Below are 20,135 nucleotides of genomic sequence, written 5' to 3' on the forward strand. Positions count from 1 at the left end.
CGGTAAGAAACCCAGCAAAAAAGCGACTAGATTCCGGCAGTGCCCGCCAGAAACGGCAAAACCGCCCGAAAAGGCGGCTCCGTCTTCCTCTGAAAAGACCTTCAATATCTCATGCCAGTTCGCGTTTTGTCATCCGCCGCCGGCAGGTGTTGTAGTTGCGACACTGACGGAGAAATTGCAACCAGTGACGGTTTCACGATCCGAGCTACACTGATTTAAATGAAGTGAGCCAGGCGCCACGCCCTGGCCATCGCTCGGGGAGAGCAGCCATGAATCGGCCACCGCTTCGGTTTCCGCTCCGCGCGACCGGCACCGCGCCCGTCCGGAATTGGCGTTGGCTCAAATGGGGGCTGGCCGTTTTCTTGCTGCTGGCGGCGGCGCTGGTCGCGCGTCTCGTGCAGATCGAGATCGAAACCTCGCGGCTGCAGGCGCGATACCTTTCCGAGCTGACACGCGACGTCGGTTTTTCCATCGCCGAGGGGCCCAGCCATTCCATCCGCTTTCCGCAAGCCGACAAGGGGCCGTACGACGCGCGCCTCGGCTACGCGCTATTGCCGGATTTCCAGCAGCGTCTGTTGCAACATGGCTTCGAAATCAGCTCACAGGCGCGCGATTCCGAACGCATGCTGTCGCTAGCCGATGACGGCCTGTTCCCGCCTTACGACGAAAAAGACACGGCGGGCCTGCAATTGTTCGACGGCACCGGCGCGCCGCTGTACAGCGTGCGGTTTCCAGGCCGCGTGTACGACAGCTTCGACGCCATTCCGCCGCTGGTCGTGAACTCGCTACTGTTCATCGAGGACCGCTATCTGCTCGATCCGACTCAACCGAACCGCAATCCGGCGATCGACTGGGGGCGCTTCAGCCGCGCGCTCGTCGACCAGGGCGTGCGCGTTTTCGATCGTCATCAACAGACGCCTGGCGGCAGCACGCTCGCGACGCAGATCGAGAAATTCCGTCACTCGGCGGGCGGCCGCACCGCGACGCCGGCCGAAAAGCTGCGGCAAATCGCGTCCGCGTCGGTGCGCGCTTATCTGAACGGACCGCAAACGCTGCCCGCGCGCGAACAGATCGTGGTCCATTATCTGAACTCGGTGCCGCTTGCCGCGCAGCCTGGCGTCGGCGAAATCAACGGTATCGGCGATGGCCTCGCCGCCTGGTATGGGCGCGATTTCCGCGAGACCAACCGGCTGCTGAAAGCGCCGTCCACCGACGCGAATCTGCCCGACCAGGGCCTGGCGTTTCGCGAAGTGCTGTCGCTGATGATCGCGCAGCGCGCGCCCTCGTATTTCCTGCAGCGCGGCTATCCCGAACTCGAACGGCTGACCGACAGCTATTTGCGACTGCTCTCGAGTGGCGGTGTGATCACCGCGCAGTTGCGCGATGCGGCGTTGGCGGCGCACGTCGATCTGCACCGCGCGTCGCGCAGCACACCGGATATCGGCTCGTTCGTGTCGCGCAAGGCGGTCACGTCGATGCGCTCGCATCTGCTCGCCGCGCTCGGCGTGCGCAGCTTCTATGAACTGGACCGCCTCGATGCGCAGGCGACGGGCACGCTGGACAATGACGTGCAACAAGCCGTTGCCGAGCGCCTCGCCGCCGCCGCGACCAAAGACGGCGCGAAGGCCGCGGGTCTCGTCGGCTATGAAATGTTGCGCGCGTCCGACGATCCGTCGCATATCGCCTATAGCTTCACGCTGTTCGAGCGGCACGGCGACGCGAACTTCGTGCGTGTGCAGACCGACAGCGTGAACCAGCCGTTCGACATCAATTCGGGTGCGCGCCTCAATCTCGGCTCGACCGCGAAACTACGCACCGTCATCACGTATCTGCAGATCGTCACCGAATTGCACACCCGTTACGCGTCGCTGAGCACGGCCGAGCTGAAGGCGATCACACCCGATCCGAACGATCGGCTGACGCACTGGGCGATCGACTATCTGCTGCACACCCGCGATCATTCGCTGCAGCCTATGCTCGACGCGGCCGTCGAGCGTAAATACTCGGCGAGCCCGGGCGAGACGTTCTTTACCGGCGGCGGCGCGCAGACCTTCGCGAACTTCGAGTCGGACGACAACAGCCGCATCCTGACCGTGCATCGTGCGTTCCAGCATTCGGTGAACCTCGTGTTCGTGCGGCTGATGCGCGATATCGTGCACTACGAAATGGTGCAGACCACCGGGCCGTCGTCGCAATGGCTCGGCGATCCGGCGACCCGCAAGATGTACTTGACGCGCTTCGCCGATCAGGAAAGCCGCGTGTACATGAAGCGTTTCTACACCAAATACCACGGCAAGACGCCTGACCAGCAGATCACGCTGTTGCTGCTTGGCGTGCGCAAGTCGCCGCCGAAAGTGGCGACCGCGTTGCGCAGCGTCGCGCCGGATCAATCGAATGCGTGGTTCAACAAGATAATGTACGCGGCGCTGAAGAACACGCCGGCGGCTTCGATGCTCGACGACGAAGACCTCGCGAATCTCTACGACAAGTACGGCATCAATCGCTTCAATCTGAACGACCGCGGCTATATTTCGAGCGTGCATCCGCTCGAACTGTGGACGCTGAACTATCTGCGCTCGCATCCCGACGCGACGCTCGCGCAAGCCGAAAGCGCGAGCCAGGACGTGCGCCTGTCCACCTACTCGTGGCTCTTCAAGACACGCTATCACGTGACGCAGGATCACCGCATCAAGCGCATGGTCGAGCTGCGCGCGTACGACGCGATCGGCAAATCGTGGCAGGCGCTCGGTTACCCGTTCGCGTCGCTGACGCCGTCGTATGCGGCGGCGATCGGCGCGTCGGGCGATCGTCCGGCGGCGCTCGCGCAACTGATCGGCGTGATCGCGAACGACGGCAACAAGGTGCCGACCGAAACGCTGACGCAAATCGACTTCGCGAAAGACACGCCGTACGAAACGCATTTCAGGCGCGCGGTGGTCGCGCCGCAACAGCAGGTGTCGCCGGAGATCGCCGGCGAAGTGCGGATGCTGTTGCGCGACGTCGTGACGGGCGGTACCGCGAGGCGTCTTGCGCAAGGCATGACGTTCCCGAACGGCGAAACGTTCACCGTCTACGGCAAGACCGGCACCGGCGATCAGCGCTTGAACGTGTACGCGAAGGGCGCGCGGCTCATCGAGTCACGCAAGGTGAATCGCTGTGCGACCTTTGTGTTCGCGCTTGGCGACCGCTTTTACGGCACGCTGACCGCCTGGGTGCATGAGCCGTATGCCGCGCGCTACGACTTCACGAGTGCGCTGGCTGTGCAGTTGCTGAAGTCGATGGCACCGGCGTTGCAGCCGTTGCTCGATAGGCCGGTCGAGAAAACGGTGACGGCGCCGCAGGCGGAATCGACGCCGCCCGCGGCGAAGCTTGCCTCGAAGTGAGTCGATTCATTTCGTCATGCGAGGCAAAAGCGGGATCGTGACTCACCGCTCGTCATAACCCGCCTCCGACGCCGCCGGCTTCAGAAACAGTTCATGCACCGGCGCGAAATGCGCATACAGCGGCAGAATTGCGCCACCCATCGCGCGGGCATCGGCGCCGATCGCGCCTTCGAGCAATTGCGGCCGCACCATGCCTTCCCATTCGAAACGATCGAGCACGCGCTCGGTGCGGCGAATGATCTCGCGCAGCAATAGCCGGTCGAACTCGCCGTCGATCACGACCGCTTCGAGATCGAGCAACGCGGCTGCATTGGTTAGCGCGTTCGCGATCGCCGGGCACGCGCCGTCGAGCCATTGCTCGGTATGCCGCCATAACTCGGGCGATAGCGCGCGATGATCGTGCGCCGCGGCGGCTGGCGCGCCCGCATCGCTGAACAGTTGTTCGAGCACGAAGCCCGATGCCGCGTGCAGCAACTGCCGCGCGGGTTTGCGTGCGCCGCCGTCGCGCAGCGGGATCGAACCGACCGCGCCCGCATTGTCGTGCGGGCCCCCATGCAGACGGCCGTCGATCACCAGACCTCCGCCGATGAACGTGCCGACGAACAGATACAGGAAGTTGTGGATGCCGCGGCCTTGGCCCATCACGAGTTCGGCCGCGCACGCGGCCGTGGTGTCTTTCGCGAACTCGACGGGTAGGCCGGTCATCGTCGCGATGCGCGCGCGCAGATCGATGTCGTTCCAGGCGTCGAGCGCGTCGGGCGGCGCGCCGAGAAAATCGCGCCAGCCACCGAGCCACAACGGCGCCGCGACGCCCACGCCGACCAGCTTGCCGGCCTTCGCGCCGAGCATCTCGTTCACGCGCGCGAGTTTGTGTTCGAGCGCGGGGAACAGCGTACGCGGATCGGGATACGCATACTCGAACACATCGCGGCACACGACGCGCCCGGCGAAGTCCATCGCGAGCACGTCGAGACTGCGGCGTCCGACCTTGACGCCGATCGTGTAGGCGCCGTCCCCGCGCAACGCGATCGGCACCGACGGCTGGCCAATGCGGCCGCGCACGCGCGCCAGTTTTTCGAGCAGGCCGTCGACAATCAGCCGGTCGACGATCATCGACACCGTCTGCATCGAAAGACGCGTGAGGCGGCCGACCTCGGCCTTCGGCAGTGGTCCATGCAAGCGGATCGTTTGCAGCACGATGCGCTCGTTGAATTGCCGCATGCCGACCTGATTCGAACCGACCGTGCGTTTGACCGGCGAACGCCTGCTGGTGCTGGGGGTGTCCATTGTCGTGTACCGGCCTCGTGGCTCAGCGGATTGAGCGGCGCGTCATGCGATCGCCTTCACGTCGGCTGTCTTCGCGCCGGTCATGATCGCGACCGCTTCCGACATGTGCACATCCTTCGTATTGACGAGCGCCGCGCGCCGGCCGAGCCGCTGGATATGGATGCGGTCCGCGATCTCGAACACGTGCGGCATGTTGTGGCTGATCAGAATTACCGGCAGGCCACGATCGCGCACGCGCCGGATCAGTTCGAGCACCATGTTGCCTTCCTTCACGCCGAGCGCGGCGGTGGGCTCGTCCAGAATCACCACGTGGCGCGCGAATGCCGCGCTGCGTGCAACGGCGACGCCCTGGCGCTGGCCGCCGGACAACGTTTCGACCGCCTGGCGCATCGAGCGGATGCCGATTTGCAGATCCTTCATGGCCGCGGTCGCTTCGTCGAGCATGCGGCGCTTGTCGATCATCTTGAACAGCGAGCCGCGCCAGCCGGGCTTCAGCAATTCGCGGGCGAGAAACAGGTTTTCGGCGATGCTCATCGCCGGCGCGACGGCGAGTTCCTGGTACACGGTCTCGATGCCTTGTGCGCGGGCGTCGAGCGGACTGCGGAACTTGACCGGTTTGCCGTCGAGCAGAATCTCGCCTTCGTCGGGCACCGTCGCGCCCGAAAGCGCCTTGATCAGCGACGATTTGCCCGCGCCGTTGTCGCCGATCACCGCGAGGATCTCGCCGGGCAGCACTTCGAAATCGCAACCGTCGAGCGCGGTCACGTTGCCGTAACGTTTGACGAGCCCGCGTGCCTGCAGAACCGGCATCGCAGCGGACGTGGAAGAGGAGGTGGAGGTCAACATGACAAGGCTCCTGTGCGGGATCAACGGCCGCGGTGCGAGAGTTTATCGGCGGCGACCGCGAGAATCACGAGGATGCCGGTGATCAATACCTGGTACACCGAGGAAACACCGATCAGCGTCAGGCCGTTACGGAATACGCCGACAATCAGCGCTCCAAGCAAGGTGCCGACGATCGAGCCGCGTCCACCGAACAGACTCGTGCCGCCGAGCACGACCGCGGTGATGCTGTCGAGGTTCTCGGTTTGCCCGGCCTGCGGATCGCCGACGCCGGTGCGCGCCACCGACAGCAGCGCGGCGATGCCATAGATCGCGCCGGCAAGCGTGTAGACGGACAGCAGAATCCGCTGCGACGACAGGCCCATCAGTCGCGCGGCCTCGGCGTTGTTGCCGAGCGCGTACAGATGCCGGCCGGGCACCGTGTCGCGCAGCACGAACCACGTGGCCAGATACATCAGCAGCGTCAGCACGGTGCCGTACGTGACTTCCGCCGGTCCGAGCCTGAACGTGCTGCCGAGGAACATGATCGCATCGGGCAGGTTCGACACGCTTTCCGCGTTCGAGTAGATCTGCGTGAGCGCAAACGCGATGTTCAGCGTACCCAGCGTGACGATGAACGCCGGCAACTTGATGCGCGTGATCAACAGACCGTTCAGTAAGCCGAACAAGGTGCTGGCGCCGATGCCGCACAGAATCGCGAGGATCGGCGGCACGCCGAGCACGACCGCGAACTTCGTCATGATGATCGAGCCAAAGGCCATTACCATGCCGCAGGACAGATCGATGCCACCGGTCAGCACGATCAGCGTCTGGCCGATCGCGATGACCGCGACGACCATCGTCTGTTGCAGGATCAGCGACAGGTTCTGGAACGATAGAAAGCGGCTGCTTTGCGAGATAAAGAATGCGCAGGCCAGTACCAGTGCGATCAGCGGTCCGATTTCGGAAAGCGACGGCAGGTGCTCGGTGAAAGACTGGCGCGGGCGGCCGGCGGGCGCGGAGGGAGTCGACATGATGGCAATCCTCGATACATGAGCGTGACACGAGGGTCACGCGGCAATTCAGATGGCGGCCCGGTACGACGCGCAACGGGCCGCTGTGCAATGCGTGTTACTTGTTGCCCCAGCAGTTGTCGAGGCCGAACTTCGTGTCTTTGCTGTCGATGCTGGACATCGGCTTGTCGGTGATCAGCGTGACGCCGGTGTCCTGATAGCCGGACACTTTCTTGCCGGTTTTCGCGTAGTCGACGCCGGCGGTGACGCCGAGCGCGGCCATCCTCAGCGGATACTGCTGGGAGGTCGCCGCGATCGCGCCGGCCTTCACGTTGCGTACGCCTTCGCAACCGCCGTCGATCGACACGATCATCACGCCCTTGTCCTTGCCCGCTGCCTTCAGCGCGCGATACGCGCCGGCCGCGGCCGGTTCGTTGATCGTGTAGACCACGTTGATGTCGGGCGCTTTCTGCAGGCAGTTTTCCATCGCCGTCTGGCCTTTCGCCTGATCGCCGCGCGTGTCCTGGCTGCAGACGATCGACGGATCGCCTTGCTTGACGCCGAAGCCTTCCAGGAAGCCGTTGTGACGCAGCACGCCGACCGACACGCCCGGCGCGAGATCGAGCGTCGCGATCTTCGCGGGCTTGCCGTTCAGCGCGGCCTTCGCGTATTTGCCGATCAGCACGCCAGCCTTGAAGTTGTCGGTGGCGAACAGGGCATCGGTGGCGTCCTGCGGATCGGTCGGCGTATCGAGCGCGACGACCATCACGCCGGCCGCGCGCGCCTTCTTGATGCTGGGCACGATCGCTCTGGTGTCGCTCGGCGTGATCAGGATCGCTTTCGCACCGGCCGTCATCATGTTTTCGATCGCGGTGACCTGACTGGCGTTGTCGCCGTCGAACTTGCCGGCGGCCGTGATCAGCTTCGCGCCGTCTTTCGACGCGGCCGCGTCCGCGCCCTGGCGCATCTTGACGAAGAACGGGTTCGTATCGGTCTTCGTGATCAGGCCGATGACGGGCTGGTCGGCGGCCTGGCTCGCGCTCGCGCACCACAGCGCCGCTGCCGCGGCGCACATCGATACGATTGTCCTGGCGACAGGACGCCTGCGGGAATTCAGATTCATGAGACGCTCCTCCGGTTATTGGCAACGACTTTTGGTACTGCAGATGGACCGAAGCCGCGAAGCCGTGGGCTCCACGTTCGGCGATGACGCTTCGACGCAATGTTCGTTCGAAGGGAATCGCCTAAATCACTTTGGTTGATTTAGTACAGCAGGTGCGCGACCGGTCGTCAAGGCAATGTGAACGCGGAAATTTGCCGCGCTGGCGACAACGTGCAGGCTGACAGCCTTGTATGGCAAGGCTTTGACGCCGTCTTGCGGTGCGCAATGGTGCGCCTCGGCTTCGGGAAAATCCCTGGCTCGATTGAAAGCTATTTGAATGCTTAGTAGTGGCTTTCCACGCAATTTGCGGCGCGTCCCGCGTTTTTTCGCTGACCGCTGAGTGCCGACGAGACGGCGCGGCGGAACAGCACTTGCTCGCATCGACAGAACGTCAACCTGTCGGAGAGACCGATGCATTTGCCCTGGTCGCAGCGACGGCTCGGCGCCCGCGCATCACTGATCGCCGCCGCCGCTGTGCTCGGCGTGCTGTACGCGGGCAGCACGATGGTCACGCCGCTTTATCCGCTCTACCAACGCCGCTTCGGCTTGTCCGAGCTGACGATCACGCTCGTGTACGCGACTTACGTGATCGGCAATCTCGGCGCGTTGTTTCTATTCGGTCGCGTGTCCGATCAAGCCGGGCGCCGATCGGTCAGCCTGGTCGTGCTCGCAGCGGCGATCGCGAGCACGCTGTGCTTCCTGTTCGCGACGCATGCGGCGTGGCTGTTCATCGCTCGTGCCGTGAGCGGTCTCGCGATCGGTGTCGGTGCGGCCACGGCGACTGCGTGGATCGCGGAATTGCACGCCGGCGCCGACAAGGCGCCCGCTAGCCGCCTTGCCGCGGCGGTCAATCTGGCTGGGCTCGCAGTGGGGTCGCTGCTGACCGGTCTGCTCGCGCAATTCGCGCCCTGGCCGTTGCGCACGGGGTTCGCCGTTTATCTGATGACGCTTGTGGCGACCGTGGTTTTGGCGGCGCTCGCGTGCGAAACGGTGCAGGCGCGCGCCCGGTCGTTTGCACAGGTGTCGTTCGCGCCTCGCATCGGCGTGCCCGCGCAATTGCGCATCGCATTCGTCGTGCCTGCTGTCACCGCATTCGCGACGTTCGCACTGCTCGGTTTTTTCGCGGCGCTGTTGCCCAATCTGATCGCGAACAGTATGCATCTGCACAGCCCCGCGCTGAGTGGGGCGCTCGTCGCCGAACTGTTCGCCGCGAGCGCGATCACGGTGATCGTCACATCGAAACTCGCCGCCCGCACCGCGATGTTCGCCGGACTGTGGCTGCTGCCACCGAGCCTCGCGTTGCTGCTGTCGGCGCAGGTCGTCGCGTCGATCATCGTGCTGATCGCGGCGACGGCGCTGTGTGGAATCGCCGCGGCGCTCGGGTTTCGCGGCAGTTTGCAGGAGATCAACCGGCTCGCGCCCGCGGACCAACGTGCCGAAATGCTATCGGCGTATCTGCTCTGCTGTTACACCGGCAACTCGCTGCCGGCGGTCGGCATTGCGCTGCTGTCGACCCGGGTCGGACATTTGTGGGCGAACGTCGCGTTCGCGGTGGTTTCCGCGGTATTGGCCGTCATTGCGTTGGCGGTCGGGGCGCGCGAGCCTCGTCACGCGAGTTGACGCACCGCAAGCTGACCGAACCCCGTCGATTGCAACGTCAGGTCGCGGTGGTGACAGCCACCTCAACGCGAACGCGGCGCGGCGGTCGATGCGCGAACGATCAATTTCGGCTCGGACGAAATCCGCATCGGCACGCGCGCCGGCACGCCTGTCGCGGCGCGTCCCGCCTGTCCGTACGACGTCTCGATCAACTCGCGCAGCAGTTCCACCGCAAGTCCGGCGACCTCGACCGTCGGCACGGCCACCGTCGTCAGAGCGGGGCGCGACTCGCGCGCGAGCTGGATGTCGGTGATGCCGATTACGGACAGATCGTGCGGCACCTGCAGGCCCAGATCCGCGGCCGCGTGCATCGCGCCGAGCGCGGGCAGGTCGTTGGTCGCGAAGATCGCACTCAGTTGCGGATCGGCTTCGAGCAGCGCGCGCGTCGCGAGGTAGCCGCCGTGGATCGTGTCGAGCGCGTGCCGCACGCGATTCTTCGTCACGCCGGCCGCGCGCAACGCGTCGACGAAACCTTCGTAGCGCGCCGCATGAATGCCCGACGCCTTGCTGCCGACGATCGCACCAACGCGCCGATGGCCGAGTTCGAGCAGGTGCTCGCCGGCGAGCCTGCCGGCAAGCCGGAAGTCGACCGCGACGCACGGCAGCCCGGGCGGCTCGGTGGGCCGTTCCCACATGCACAGGACGACCGGCGTGCCGCGCGCTTCGGTCTTGTGCAGATCGGCTAAATCGAGGTTCGCGTTCGTCACGAGCACGCCTTCGGACAAGGTGCCGGCGATCTGGTCGAGGTACGCGCGGCCGGTCAGCGGATCTTCGTTGGTATTGCAGATGATCACGAAGTGGCCGCTCGCGCGCGCGGCACGTTCGACCGCGAGCGCGAACTCCGGATAGAACGGATTCGCGATGCTCGACACCATCAGCGCAAGCGTCGGCGCGCGGCCCTCGGCGAGCGCGCGCGCTGCGAGATGCGGGCGGTAGCCGAGCGCCGCGACCGCGTCGAGCACGCGTTGCCGGGTCGTTTCGCCGACCCGGCCGCGATTGCGCAGCACGTTGGACACCGTGGCCGGCGTGACGCCGGCATGACGCGCAACTTCGCTGAGTGTGGGCATGATGTTGTCAATATCTGGGATGGCTGTCCGACATTTGCATCACGGCGCGAGGCGCGGCAACATCTGTCGTCACCAACATACAAAACGATATCGGAGACAGACCCAACGATCGCCTTGCGATCGATTTTTCGGTCTTGCTGATTAAGCGCTTAATCTCCGACTTCGCGCCGATTAAATCACGGAGTCGATGCAATGGCGAGCATTTCGTTACGAGGCGTGCAGAAGGCGTATGGCGACGGTGCGCCGGTGATTCGCAACGTCGATCTGGACATCGGCGAAAACGAGTTCTGCGTGTTTCTCGGCCCGTCGGGCTGCGGCAAGTCCACGCTGCTACGCATGATCGCCGGGCTCGAGGATGTGACCGACGGCGACCTGTCGATCGGCGGGCGCATCGTCAACGACGTGCCGGCCGCGCAGCGCGGCGTCGCGATGGTGTTCCAGAGCTACGCGCTGTTTCCGCACATGAGCGTGTTCGAGAACATGGCGTTCGGCCTGAAACTCGCGAAGACCCCGAAGGATGAGATCGAGCGCAAGGTGCGCGAAGCCGCGCGCATCCTGCAACTCGAGGCACTGCTCGAGCGCAAGCCGAAGGCGCTGTCGGGCGGGCAGCGGCAGCGCGTCGCGATCGGCCGCGCGATCGTTCGCGAGCCCGGGGTGTTTCTGTTCGACGAACCGCTGTCCAATCTCGATGCAACCTTGCGTGGGCAAACGCGCGTCGAAATCGCGCGCCTGCATAAGCAGTTTGCGAAGGCGAGCGTGGTCTATGTGACGCACGATCAGATCGAAGCGATGACGCTTGCCGACAAGATCGTGCTGCTGCATTCGGGCAAGGACACCGAGCGCTACGGCAGCATCGCGCAGATCGGCGCGCCGCTCGAGCTGTATCACCAGCCCAGCAGCCGCTTCGTGGCCGGCTTTATCGGCTCGCCGCGAATGAATTTCCTGCCGGGCAAGGTGACGTCACTCGATGCGCAAGGCGTGCTCGTCACGCTCGATCACACGGGCGAGAACGTGCGCGTTCCGGTGAGCAGCGCGGGCTTGCAGCCAGCGCAGCCGGTCACGTTCGGCGTGCGTCCCGAGCATCTCGAGTTCGTCGATGCATCGGCAGACGCACACGCGGCGACCCCGCAAGACGGCGTGCTCGCGCGCACCGTGTCGCTGGTCGAGCAGCTGGGCGAACACAGCTACGTCCACCTCGATCAGCCGGGCGGCGCCGTGCTGATCGCCAAGGCGCCCGGCAACACGCGCCTGGTTGCTGGCGATCGCGCGAGCCTGCGCGTGTCGCGCACGGCCTGTCATCTGTTCACCGAGGACGGCTTCGCGGCCGCGTCGCTCGAATCCGTCGAACACTACGCTTGAAGAACATTGGGGACATAGGGATGCGTATCGGAGTCTGTTATTACCCGGAGCACTGGCCCGAGTCGATGTGGGAAGACGACGCGCGGCGGATGAAAGCGCTCGGCATCGAGCAGGTGCGAATTGCGGAATTCGCGTGGAGCCGGATTGAGCCGACGCCCGGCGAATACGATTGGGGCTGGCTCGATCGCGCCGTCGACGTGCTCGGCGCGGCTGGCCTGAAGGTCGTCATGTGCACGCCGACCGCGACGCCGCCGAAGTGGCTGATCGATCGTCATCCGGAGATCCTGCCGGTCGGCGCCGATGGACGCCCGCGCGCGTTCGGCTCACGGCGTCATTACGATTTCTCGTCGCCCGCGTATTTCGAGGCGTCGCGTCGTATTTGCACGGCGGTGGCCGAGCGTTACGGCAAGCATCCGACGGTCGCGTACTGGCAGACCGATAACGAATTCGGCTGTCATCACACCGTCGTCAGCTATTCGCCGGCCGCGGTCGCGCGCTTTCGCGAGTGGCTGAAGGCGCGTTATCGCACGATTCAGGCGTTGAACGACGCGTGGGGCACGGTGTTCTGGAGCATGGAGTACCGCGGCTTCGAAGAAATCGACGCGCCTGTCGGCACCGTGACCGAGGCGCATCCGTCGCATCGGCTCGACTACCGGCGCTTCGCATCCGACGAAGTGGCGCGCTACAACCGCATGCAGGTCGAGATCATTCGCGCACATTCGCCGGGGCGGCCCGTCGCGCACAACTTCATGCAGCTCTTCACCGAGTTCGATCACTACAAGGTCGCGGCCGATCTCGACGTCGCGACGTGGGACAGCTATCCGCTCGGCGCGCTCGAAGAGCAGTGGTTCGCGCCGGACATCAAGGCGCGCTGGTTGCGCAGTGGTCATCCGGATTTCGCGTCGTTCAATCACGACGTGTATCGCGGCATGTCGAAGCTGCCGTTCTGGGTGATGGAGCAGCAGCCGGGACCGGTGAACTGGGCGCAGTGGAACCCGGCGCCGCTGCCGGGCATGGTGCGGCTGTGGAGCTGGGAAGCGTTCGCCCACGGCGCGGGCTGCGTGTCGTATTTCCGCTGGCGTCAGGCGCCGTTCGCGCAGGAGCAGATGCACGCGGGGCTCAATACGCCCGACAACCGGCTCGACGTCGGCGGCAATGAAGCATCGCGGGTGGCGGCGGAAATTCACACGGTCCTCGCCGCGAATGCCGATGCCAATGCGTCGATCCGCTCGAAAGTCGCGCTCGTCTACGACTATGAAGCGAAGTGGTTGTTCGAGATTCATCCGCAGGGCGCGGACTTTCACTATCCGCGGTTCTCATTCGAGTACTACTCGGCTTTGCGCGCGCTCGGACTCGACGTCGATGTCGTGCCGGCCGATGCATCGTTCGACGGCTATCGTCTTGTCGTCGTGCCGCCGCTGCCGGTCGTGACTGACGATTTCGCCGAACGTCTCGCGCGCTCGGGCGCCCAAGTCGTGCTCGGTCCACGCACCGGTTCGAAGACGCGCGAGCTGCGGATTCCGGCGAATCTGCCGCCTGGCGCATTGACGTCGGTGCTGCCGCTGCGCGTGTGGCGCGTCGAATCGATGCGGCCGAACGTGACCGAGGCGGTGGTGCTCGGACAGAAGGGCGGTACGGCCGATGGCTTCGCGCGACACTGGCGCGATTTCATCGACAGCGATGCATCATCTTCATTCGACGTGCGCGCGCGTTTCGCGGACGATCATCCGGCGTACGTGCGAAGCGGCGCGTATCACTACTTCGCGAGCCTGTTCGACGACGCGTTGACCGTGCGCCTGTTCGCGCGGATCGCGCAGGAAGCGGGCCTCGAAACGCAGGCGCTCGGCGACAGCGTGCGCATCAGCCGTCGCGGCGCACTGACGTATGTGTTCAACTACGGCGATCAAGCCCACGCGCTCGATCACGTTGCCGACGACGCATTCGTGATAGGTTCGCGCGAGGTGGCGCCGCAAGGTGTAGCGGTGTACCGCTCGCAATAGAAGTCTGGCCGTAGCAATCCCACGCAGTCATTCGACCCACAAGCGACAACGACGTAAAAATCATGAAGCAAAGGAGACAGTCAGAATGAAATTGAAACCACGCAAGGTTCTGCTGGCGCTCGCGCTGGCTGCGGTTGCCGCGGGCACCTCCGTCGTCAGCACCGCGCAGGCGAGCACGCTCGCATTGAACATCGCCTACAAGGGTGCGAGCCAGCGCGCGGTGTGGCAGCAGGTGGTCGATGAGTTCAAGAAAGCGCATCCCGGGATCGACATGAAGGTGTCGTTCATCGATGAGGAAGCCTATAAGGTTCAGTTGCCGGGTTGGCTTTCCACTGTCGCGCCCGATATCGTCAACTGGCACGACGGCGAACGGATGGCGTACTACGCGCAGCGCGGCCTGTTCGAGGATCTGACCGGCGACTGGAAGAAAAACGGCTGGAACGACATGTATGCGTCGACGAAGGAAGCATCGTCGTACAAGGGCAAGCAGTATGCCGCGCCAACCGTGTACTACTCGTGGGGAATGTTCTATCGCAAGGACCTGTTCGACAAGGCCGGCATCAAGGGCGAGCCGAAAACATGGGACGAGTTTCTCGACGCCGCGAAAAAGCTGAAGGCCGCCGGCATTACGCCGATTGCGGTGGCGGGCCGCGATGCGTGGACGCTTGCCGGCTGGTTCGACTATCTCGATCTGCGCCTGAACGGCAACGCGTTTCATCAGAAGCTGATGGCCGGCGAGATTCCGTACACCGATCCGCGCGTGAAGAAGGTCTATACGACGTGGAAGCAACTGATCGACGACGGCTACTTCATCAATAATTCACTGTCCTACGATCTCGACGCGGTGCAGCCGTTCCTGTTCCAGGGCAAGGCCGCCATGATGTTGATGGGTACGTTCATCGCGGCGGGTTTCCCCGATAACGTGAAGCCGCAGATGGGATACTTCCAGTTCCCGATCATCGACGCCAAGGTGCCGACCGCCGAGGATGGGCCGGTCGAATCGCTGCATATTCCGTCGAAGGCGAAGAACAAGTCCGATGCGCACACGTTCCTTGCTTTCGTCGAGACGCCCGAGATCGGCGCGCAACTCGCGAAGGGACTCGGCTCGTTGTCCGCGAACAGCAAGTCGCCGGAGCCTGAAGATCCGATTTCGAAGATCGGCTTCCAGATTTTGTCGAATACGAAGGGCGGCATCGCGCAGTTCTATGATCGCGACATGACGAAGGAAATGGCAGACGAAGGGATGAAGGGGATGCAGCAGTTCGTCTCCGATCCGTCGAAACTCGACGACATCCTCGCGCAGCTCGAGCAGACGCGTCAGCGTATCTACAAGAAGTGAGCGGCGGCGGCCGCAGGGCCGCTGTTCGATGCATCGGATTGGGAGATTGATCGTGTCGCATTCCGTCAGCCGTCATAGCGTCGGCGGTCCTGTTGAATCCGGCGCGCCGGGCTTGCCGGCGTCGGGCGGTGCGCTGGGCGGTGCGTCCGTCGTATCGCGCCGGCGCGGGCCGACGCCGACCGCGCGGCGGCAGCGCCGCGCCGCGTTCCTGTTTCTCGCGCCGGCCTGCTTCATGGTGGCCGTGTACGTGGTGTGGCCGATCCTCTCGACGATCCGCCTGAGCTTCTTCAACTGGGATGGGATGACCGAACCGACCTTCGTCGGCGTCGCGAACTACATCGAGCTAGTCCATACGCAGACGTTCTATACGGCGCTGAAGAACAACCTGATCTGGCTCGTGCTGTTCCTGCTCGCACCGCCAATGGGGCTCGCCGTTGCGCTGTATCTGAACCAGGCGGTGGCGGGTATCCGTATCGTCAAGTCGCTGTTTTTCGCGCCGTTCGTGTTGTCGGGCGTCGTGGTCGGGCTGATTTTTTCGTGGTTCTACGATCCGACCTTCGGCCTGCTCGCGATGATGCTCGGCCACGGCGTGCCGGTGCTCGGGGACCCGCGCTATGCGACGTTCGGCATCGTGTTCGCGGCGCTGTGGCCGCAAACCGCGTACTGCATGATTCTGTATCTGACCGGCTTGACCACATTGAACGCCGAGCAGATCGAAGCTGCGCGAATGGAAGGCGCGCAGGGGTGGTCGATGCTATGGCATGTGATTCTGCCGCAGTTGCGGCCCACGACGTTCATGGCGATCGTCGTGACGATCATCGGCGCGCTGCGCAGTTTCGACCTGATTTCGGTGATGACGGGCGGCGGTCCGTTCGAAAGCTCGACGGTGCTCGCCTATTTCATGTACGACCAGGCGATCAAGTACTACCGCATCGGCTATTCGGCGGCGATCGCGGTGGTGCTGTTCGGCATCATGCTCGTGTACATCGTCTACCATCTGCGGCGGATGCTGCGCGCCGAGCAATAAGGAGCCGCTGATGTTTCCGATTCCGATCGACAAATGGAAGCCGGCCACACGCCGCGCATACAAACTGACGTTGCCGATCGCACTCGTGATCTGGCTGCTGCCGATGATCGCGGTGCTGGTCACGTCCGTGCGTTCAACCGAAGAACTGAGCGAGGGCAACTACTGGGGATGGCCGAAGCACTTCGCGATGTTCGACAACTATCGCGAGGCATTGACGACGTCGCCGATGCTGCATTACTTCTGGAATAGCGTGCTGATTACGTTGCCTTCGGTAGTGGGCTCGATCGCACTCGCGGCGATGGCGGGCTTTGCATTGGCGATCTATCGCTTTCGCGGCAATTCGACGTTGTTCGCGACGTTCGTCGCGGGCAACTTCGTACCGGTTCAGGTGCTGATGATTCCGGTGCGCGATCTGTCGTTGCAACTCGGGCTGTTCAACACCGTGAGCGCGCTGATTCTGTTTCATGTGTCGTTCCAGACTGGCTTTTGCGCGCTGTTTCTGCGCAACTTCATCAAGCAGTTGCCGTTCGAACTGGTGGAGGCGGCGCGCATCGAAGGGGCGAACGAGTGGACCGTGTTCTTCAGGATCGTGCTGCCGCTGATTCGTCCCGCGCTCGCGGCGTTGGCGATCCTCGTGTTCACGTTCGTGTGGAATGACTATTTCTGGGCGTTATGTCTGACGCAAGGCGATGACGCCGCGCCGATCACCGTTGGCGTGGCCGCGCTGAAAGGACAGTGGACGACCGCGTGGAATCTCGTTTCGGCGGGCTCGATTCTGGCGGCGCTGCCGTCGGTCGCGATGTTCTTTGCGATGCAGAAGCATTTTGTCGCGGGCCTGACATTTGGCGCGACGAAGGGGTGAGGGGGCCTTCGGTCAACTGTTGCCGATCGACCCATTGTGACCCGCTCGATGTCCATCGGATAAGATACGGCCCGTCATGCATTTTTTAGAACGGAAGGAGTGGTTTCAGTGATCGAACCGAGCAACGTTTTCAAGGAAAATCTCGTCAGAATGCCGGCGATCGACGGCATCGCACGCATCGATCTGGTCAATGGCAGCGGCGCCGTGGTCGCTAGCATCGAGAACAAGCCGGGCAAGCAGGGCTCGCTCGCGGTGTACAACCACCTGCGCCGCGCGTTCGGCACGCTCGATGCGAAGGCGGCCGTATACGGCCTCGCGCTGTTCGCCGAGCACACGGCCGACGCGCGCAACCGTCCGGGCGCGCATCCGAACGTCGACCACCTGCTGGCGATTGCCGCTGGCGGCGAGGCATTGCGCATCGACGTCGTTCCGGCAGCTTAAGGCCGCTCAAAGTCGTATTCCGCTTTTTCCGCATCCCCAAGATGGACGTTTTCCCCCGCTGCCGCGAACCAACGCCGCCCCCGGCGACTGGATTCGCGGCGCGCAAGCGGTGATTGCTCGGTAAAAACCCCTTGTTTTTCTCGAAGCTCCCGGATTGGCTTCACATTCGGCTTCTGTTCGCCGAATTGAAACACGCGGGGGCGGCGCACACTGAATTCATCCCGTCGCGTATATCGCGATTTTCCGTCAGGAGCCCCGCATGTCTTCCCGTCACAACAAGCCCCGCCGGCTCGACGCCGACCTGCCGGAACTCGCCACCTCGGAATGGGATCAGCCGACGCCCGGTCCAGACGACGCGATGCGCGAACTGCAACGCGGTTCCGAAGCCATCCTGCGTCTCGCCACCCGGGCGCACGCGGCCGTCGCTCGCAGCGACGAAGCGGGCGCGCAAGCCGCGCGCCAATCGCTCGAGACGCAGCTGACGTTCACCACCGCCCTGATCGACGAACTGCTGTTCGGTGCGCCTGAGCGCTCCACGCTGCATTGACTGCCCACGCGGCAGCATCACCGTACTAACCCGTAGTTCCGACGTTCCGGAAGCTGACATGAGCGTTTTGACCGTAATTCTCTGCATCTGGGCGATGGTCGCGGTTTGCGCGATTCTGTTGATCCGTGGCGCGACTCCGCACGTCGAGCGTGAGGCGAAACAGCCGCGTGCGCGTCCGTCGCGCTATTCGATCGCTGAGTAACCCGCACTGCCAACGACGCGGAACCAACGGGGTAACATGAGGAGCGCCGGCGCCACCGCCGGCCGCCATCGACGATGTTCCCCCGGAGGTTCTCGTATGGACGCCCATTCGATTCTCGGCATGTTGCATGCCGAAGAGGCTTTGCTGGTCTCTATCGTGCGGTCGCTGCCTGACGATATCAGGCGCAGAATCGCCAACGACTTTCACGAGCAGGCGCAACTCGCCGAAAGCTCGCATCTGAATCCCACCACGAACCGCGAAACGAGCGACGCGTTCAAGGCCCACGTGCGGCGCCTGTCCAACATGCTTGCTTCGTTGTCTTAGCTTGCCGCCGAGGAATTTCGGCAGTTCGAGTCGCGCGTCGTGCAATTGAACGCGCTGCTATGAGCCGTTTGCCGTCTCAGTTTTGCGACACGCCAGTCCGCAGGACGCAGGCACTGTTTCGTCGCATGACGCGCCGGCGGTTCCGCCGGTACGCGTCGCAAAACTTGCTCTGTCAATGCGCGTTCGGGTTTTCCCGCGCGCGTCGAACGACGTGTGCGAAGCCAGCAAGAAGGCGTCGGGGCATCCGCGCGGCGTCTCATTTCCGATGCATCGCGTGCGATCAGGCCCGCGGCGAAGTGCATCGGCACGGATCCGTCCATGTGTGGCAAGGCTTTGACCCAGCATGGCATAACCGTTGCTCTAAGGAAGGCACAAGAACTACAAATGTTGCAGCCGGGATTTCATGCAGGGAATAAATACCGACGGCAGCAAAAGTCTTCGTGATTCGCGCTCGGGGAGCTTGGCGCGGCTTGCGAGGTGCGGCGGGGCCAACACTAAACGGATGTCGACAAACAACGACGACGCGAGCGGACGATGCGCAGCATCGACCGTCCGCTCGCGATCGTGACAGCGTGAAGCGATGACCCCGCCTTTTTTCCGTGCTAGCGGGCGAATCCGAAGTCGCGGTGGACCCCGCCAAAGGGCGCTTGCGCGCCGACCGGCGCACTGCGAAGATCATGCTAACGCTCCTGTCGTATCCGGCGCGGCGCGTCTGCTGTTTGCCACAGACAGCCCGACACGGTCCGCATCGGCGGCACCAGGGAATTCCATGTTAGCGTCGAGCCCATTTCCCGCATTGCTGCACCACGCGAGCCTGTGGCTGCAAGGCTATGCGCTCGCGCTGGTCATGATGGGCCTCGGCGCATTGCTCGAGCGTCGCTGGCCGGCCGCGTTGCTGCAATCGCGCGCGGGCCAGCGTCTGAACATGGCGTACGCGGGCCTGTATCTGGCGTTGGTGGAAGCCACCAAGCCGCTGACGGCGGCCGCGAGCGTCGCGATCGTGAATGCGCTCGGCGGCGGGATGGTGGTGCTGGTGTCGCGCGGGTGGGGCGCGCTCGCTTCGTTCGTGATCGTGCTGCTGACGATCGATTTCCTCGAATACGCGTTTCATCGCTTGCAGCACACGTGGCCCATCCTGTGGAAGCTGCATTCGCTGCACCATAGCGCGGTGGATTTCAATGTGACGATCACGTTGCGGCATCATTGGATTGAGGTGCTGCTCAAGGGCTGCCTGCTTTATCCGCTCGTCGGCGTACTGTTCAAGGTCGAGCCGTGGATCGTCGGTGCGACGTCGATCGTGTTCATGTCCGGCAACTACTTCGAGCATCTGAATCTGCGCGTGGACCTCGGCCGCTACGTCACGTGGATCAACAATCCGCAGTATCACCGTCTGCATCACTCGATTCGCGCCGAGCATTTCAATCACAACTTCGCGCAGCTATTGCCGATGTGGGATCACGTATTCGGCACGCGCTGGGTGCCTGCGAAGCACGAATGGCCCGCCACCGGTCTCGACGACCGCAAGCAACCGCACTCATTGCTCGGCGCATTCAGCTGGCCATTGGGGCAGCACGCGGGACGCGATGCGTTACCCGCTCGCAAGCCGGTTGCCGTGTTCGACAAGGAAGCGAAATAGCGCTG

General features: G+C 63.7%; 17 protein-coding genes. 12 read left to right on the plus strand and 5 right to left on the minus strand.

Going from position 1 to position 20,135, the window contains the following annotated elements:
- Nucleotides 1-269 precede the first annotated feature (269 nt).
- A complete protein-coding gene (locus F6X42_RS19535) occupies nt 270-3,383 on the plus strand; it encodes a transglycosylase domain-containing protein (RefSeq protein WP_187635789.1) in 3,114 nt (1,037 codons plus the stop codon).
- A gap of 42 nt (nt 3,384-3,425) precedes the next feature.
- Here F6X42_RS19535 and F6X42_RS19540 read toward each other — a convergent pair whose 3' ends face one another.
- From F6X42_RS19540 to F6X42_RS19555, 4 genes are all read right to left on the minus strand, one after another.
- Complete coding sequence (locus F6X42_RS19540) at nt 3,426-4,670, minus strand: ROK family transcriptional regulator (protein WP_187635790.1); 1,245 nt, start codon at nt 4,668-4,670, stop codon at nt 3,426-3,428.
- 42 nt (nt 4,671-4,712) lie between these two features.
- Nucleotides 4,713-5,516: an ATP-binding cassette domain-containing protein gene (locus tag F6X42_RS19545; protein WP_187635791.1), complete on the minus strand. Its 804-nt coding sequence runs from the start codon at nt 5,514-5,516 to the stop codon at nt 4,713-4,715.
- Between the two features lie 20 nt (nt 5,517-5,536).
- A complete protein-coding gene (locus F6X42_RS19550) occupies nt 5,537-6,526 on the minus strand; it encodes an ABC transporter permease (RefSeq protein ID WP_187635792.1) in 990 nt (329 codons plus the stop codon).
- Between the two features lie 97 nt (nt 6,527-6,623).
- A complete protein-coding gene (locus tag F6X42_RS19555) occupies nt 6,624-7,628 on the minus strand; it encodes a sugar ABC transporter substrate-binding protein (protein WP_187635793.1) in 1,005 nt (334 codons plus the stop codon).
- A 450-nt stretch (nt 7,629-8,078) separates the two neighbouring features.
- Here F6X42_RS19555 and F6X42_RS19560 point away from each other — a divergent pair, with 450 nt between their 5' ends.
- Nucleotides 8,079-9,287, plus strand: coding sequence for an MFS transporter (locus F6X42_RS19560; RefSeq protein WP_187635794.1), 1,209 nt, complete (start codon nt 8,079-8,081; stop codon nt 9,285-9,287).
- A 62-nt stretch (nt 9,288-9,349) separates the two neighbouring features.
- Here F6X42_RS19560 and F6X42_RS19565 read toward each other — a convergent pair whose 3' ends face one another.
- A complete protein-coding gene (locus F6X42_RS19565; RefSeq protein WP_187635795.1) occupies nt 9,350-10,393 on the minus strand; it encodes a LacI family DNA-binding transcriptional regulator in 1,044 nt (347 codons plus the stop codon).
- A 192-nt stretch (nt 10,394-10,585) separates the two neighbouring features.
- Here F6X42_RS19565 and F6X42_RS19570 point away from each other — a divergent pair, with 192 nt between their 5' ends.
- From F6X42_RS19570 to F6X42_RS19615, 10 genes are all read left to right on the plus strand, one after another.
- On the plus strand, nt 10,586-11,752 hold the full coding sequence (locus tag F6X42_RS19570; RefSeq protein ID WP_187635796.1) for an ABC transporter ATP-binding protein: 1,167 nt from the start codon (nt 10,586-10,588) through the stop codon (nt 11,750-11,752).
- 20 nt (nt 11,753-11,772) lie between these two features.
- Entirely contained in the window at nt 11,773-13,752 is a 1,980-nt protein-coding gene (locus F6X42_RS19575; RefSeq protein WP_187635797.1) for a beta-galactosidase, read from the plus strand.
- 85 nt (nt 13,753-13,837) lie between these two features.
- The gene (locus F6X42_RS19580; protein ID WP_187635798.1) at nt 13,838-15,091 is read left to right on the plus strand and encodes an ABC transporter substrate-binding protein; all 1,254 of its coding nucleotides are present in this window, start codon (nt 13,838-13,840) and stop codon (nt 15,089-15,091) included.
- Nucleotides 15,092-15,143: 52 nt separating this feature from the next.
- Nucleotides 15,144-16,118 carry a carbohydrate ABC transporter permease gene (locus F6X42_RS19585; RefSeq protein ID WP_187635799.1) on the plus strand — a complete coding sequence of 325 codons (975 nt, stop codon included), beginning with the start codon at nt 15,144-15,146 and terminating at the stop codon, nt 16,116-16,118.
- Nucleotides 16,119-16,128: 10 nt separating this feature from the next.
- Complete coding sequence (locus F6X42_RS19590; RefSeq protein WP_187635800.1) at nt 16,129-16,980, plus strand: carbohydrate ABC transporter permease; 852 nt, start codon at nt 16,129-16,131, stop codon at nt 16,978-16,980.
- A 108-nt stretch (nt 16,981-17,088) separates the two neighbouring features.
- Entirely contained in the window at nt 17,089-17,421 is a 333-nt protein-coding gene (locus F6X42_RS19595) for a DUF2322 family protein (protein ID WP_187635801.1), read from the plus strand.
- A gap of 259 nt (nt 17,422-17,680) precedes the next feature.
- Nucleotides 17,681-17,968 carry a hypothetical protein gene (locus tag F6X42_RS19600; RefSeq protein ID WP_187635802.1) on the plus strand — a complete coding sequence of 96 codons (288 nt, stop codon included), beginning with the start codon at nt 17,681-17,683 and terminating at the stop codon, nt 17,966-17,968.
- 58 nt (nt 17,969-18,026) lie between these two features.
- The gene (locus tag F6X42_RS19605; protein WP_187635803.1) at nt 18,027-18,170 is read left to right on the plus strand and encodes a hypothetical protein; all 144 of its coding nucleotides are present in this window, start codon (nt 18,027-18,029) and stop codon (nt 18,168-18,170) included.
- A 96-nt stretch (nt 18,171-18,266) separates the two neighbouring features.
- Nucleotides 18,267-18,494 carry a hypothetical protein gene (locus tag F6X42_RS19610; protein WP_187635804.1) on the plus strand — a complete coding sequence of 76 codons (228 nt, stop codon included), beginning with the start codon at nt 18,267-18,269 and terminating at the stop codon, nt 18,492-18,494.
- 769 nt (nt 18,495-19,263) lie between these two features.
- Entirely contained in the window at nt 19,264-20,130 is an 867-nt protein-coding gene (locus F6X42_RS19615) for a sterol desaturase family protein (RefSeq protein WP_187635805.1), read from the plus strand.
- Nucleotides 20,131-20,135 lie beyond the last annotated feature (5 nt).

It is taken from the genome of Paraburkholderia podalyriae, from assembly GCF_014397785.1.
In the GTDB taxonomy this organism is placed as follows: Bacteria; Pseudomonadota; Gammaproteobacteria; order Burkholderiales; family Burkholderiaceae; genus Paraburkholderia; species Paraburkholderia podalyriae.